Annotated in this window: 2 protein-coding genes; both read right to left on the reverse strand. The window is 71.6% G+C overall.

The features are described 5' to 3' along the window. Nucleotides 1-228: 228 nt before the first annotated feature. Complete coding sequence (gene prmC, locus IJH84_RS23210; RefSeq protein WP_295148985.1) at nt 229-1,104, reverse strand: peptide chain release factor N(5)-glutamine methyltransferase; 876 nt, start codon at nt 1,102-1,104, stop codon at nt 229-231. A gap of 70 nt (nt 1,105-1,174) precedes the next feature. Continuing rightward, nucleotides 1,175-2,245 (reverse strand): peptide chain release factor 1, encoded by a 1,071-nt coding sequence (gene prfA / locus IJH84_RS23215; RefSeq protein WP_200070326.1) that lies wholly within the window; start codon nt 2,243-2,245, stop codon nt 1,175-1,177. Nucleotides 2,246-2,366: the final 121 nt, after the last annotated feature.

Below are 2,366 nucleotides of genomic sequence, written 5' to 3' on the forward strand. Positions count from 1 at the left end.
ACGTCCGACCCGCCGGATCCAGCTGCCCGTCCCGGGCCAGGCCCAGCAGCCCGGCGCCCAGGCCCAGCAGCCCGGCACGCCGACCCGCAGCGACAAGTCCCGCTGAGCCACCTCGGGAAACGGCCGCGCAGCGCCGCCACCCGAGGCGCCTGATCGAACCCTCCGAGCAGACATGCGCGCCCGGACCGCTCGCTCAGGCGAAAGATCTCCGGGCTGCGAAGCCCGACCTCACAGCTGAGGTTCCGCGCGGTACGCGGTGGCGAACCGCGGACGCCCGGCCAGGTCCGTGTGATCCTCCACCTCGCACAGGACCCTCCTGGCCTTCAACAACGCGGGCACCGATCCGCCGTGGGTGTCGTCGTGCTCGATCGCCATGCCGCCGCCGTGCCGCAGCAGCCGCGCGCCGCAAGCGATCACCTGCCGGACCACGTCCAGCCCGTCGCGGTCGCCGAACACGGCCTCGTGCGGATCGTGCTCGCGCACTTCCGGCGGCACCGGCGTGCCCTCCGGCACGTACGGCGGATTGCACAGCACCAGGTCGACCAGGCCTTCCAGGTCCATCAGCAACGTCGGGTCGTGCACATCGCCCGCGTGCAGCCGGGTCGGCGTGTCGCCCGCGGCGGCCTGCTGGTCGATGTTGTGCCTCGCCCAGGTCAGCGCGTTCGTGTCCAGCTCGACCGCGTGCACCGTCGCGTCGGGGCGCGCGTTGGCCACGGCCAGCGCGAGCGCGCCGGTGCCGGTGCAAAGGTCGACGACGGTGGGATGCTCGATCCCTTCGAGCGTGGCCAGTCCCCAGGCGAGCAGCAGCTCGGTCTCCGGGCGCGGGACGAACACGCCGGGACCGACGCTGAGCGTCACGTTGCCGAGGGTCGCGGTGCCCACGAGGTGCTGCAACGGCACCCGCTCGGCCCGCTGCCGCACCAGCGCGTGCAGCGCTTCCACCACGGGCGGATCCACCAGCGGCACCATCATCAACTTGGTCCGCTCCACCCCTAGCAGGTGGGCGGCCAGCAGTTCGGCGTCGGTGCGCGGGCTCGGCACGCCTGCCGCGGACAACATGCGTGCCGCTTCGAGGATGGCCAGGCGCAGTGGCTGTCGAGTCACGGGGCAAGCTTAGAGCGCGTGATCTCCGGACCCGCTCAGGCGAGGCCCGAAAACGCCGGAACGGCTGCGCTCACCCGGTCGAGGCGAGGCGTTCCTCCCGGTCGGCGGTGATCAACGCGCCCAGCACGCCGTCCAGGTCGCCGTCGAGCACGTGCTCGAGGTTGTACGCCTTGTAATTGACCCGGTGATCGGAGATCCGGTTCTCCGGGAAGTTGTAGGTGCGCACCCGCTCGGAGCGGTCCACGGTGCGCACCTGGCTGCGACGGGTCTCGGCCGCTTCGCGCTCGGCCTCCTCGTCGGCCATCGCCTGCAGCCGCGCACGCAGCACGTGGATCGCGCGCAGCTTGTTCTGCAGCTGGGACTTCTCGTTCTGGCAGGAGACGACGACCCCGGTGGGCAGGTGCGTGATCCGCACCGCCGAGTCGGTCGTGTTCACGCTCTGCCCGCCGGGGCCCGAGGACCGGTAGACGTCGATGCGCAGGTCCTTCTCGTCCACCTCGACCTCGACGTCCTCGGTCTCGGGGTAGACCAGCACCCCGGCCGCCGAAGTGTGCACCCGGCCCTGGGACTCCGTGACCGGCACCCGCTGCACCCGGTGCACGCCGCCCTCGAACTTCAGCTTCGACCACACGCCGTCCGGGCCCGGATCGGCCTTCTCCTTCACCGAGACCGTGACGTCCTTGTAGCCGCCGAGTTCGGATTCGGTGGAGCCCAGCACCTCGGCGCGCCAGCCCTGGCGCTCGGCGAAGCGCAGGTACATCCGCAGCAGATCGCCCGCGAACAACGCGGATTCCTCGCCGCCCTCACCGGATTTGATCTCCAGCAGCACGTCCGAGGAGTCGCGCTGGTCGCGCGGCAGCAGCAGCTCGGTGAGCCTGGCCTCCAGCGCGGGCAGCGAGTCGGCGAGCGATTCGGCCTCCGCGGCGAACGCCGGGTCCTCGTCGGCGAGTTCGCGGGCCGTGGCCAGGTCGGAACGCACCCGGTGCCATTCCCCGGCGGCCTTGGCCACCGGGGTGAGTTCGGCGTAGCGGCGCCCCAGTTTGCGCGCGTTTGCCTGGTCGGCGTGCACGTCCGGTTCGGCGAGCCGCCGTTCCAGCTCCGCATGCTCGGCGAGCAGCTCTTCGAGCTTCGAAGTCTCCACGGCAACCTTCTTCTCGACCGGTACAGGTGCGGCATGACAACGGCGCCCGCCCCGCGCGTCGCGGGAGCGGGCGCCGTCGGCTCAGCTACTTCTTGGTGCGAGCGCCCTGCGGGCGGCGGCC

It is taken from the genome of Saccharopolyspora sp., from assembly GCF_017434145.1.
Taxonomy (GTDB): Bacteria; Actinomycetota; Actinomycetes; order Mycobacteriales; family Pseudonocardiaceae; genus Saccharopolyspora_C; species Saccharopolyspora_C galaxeae.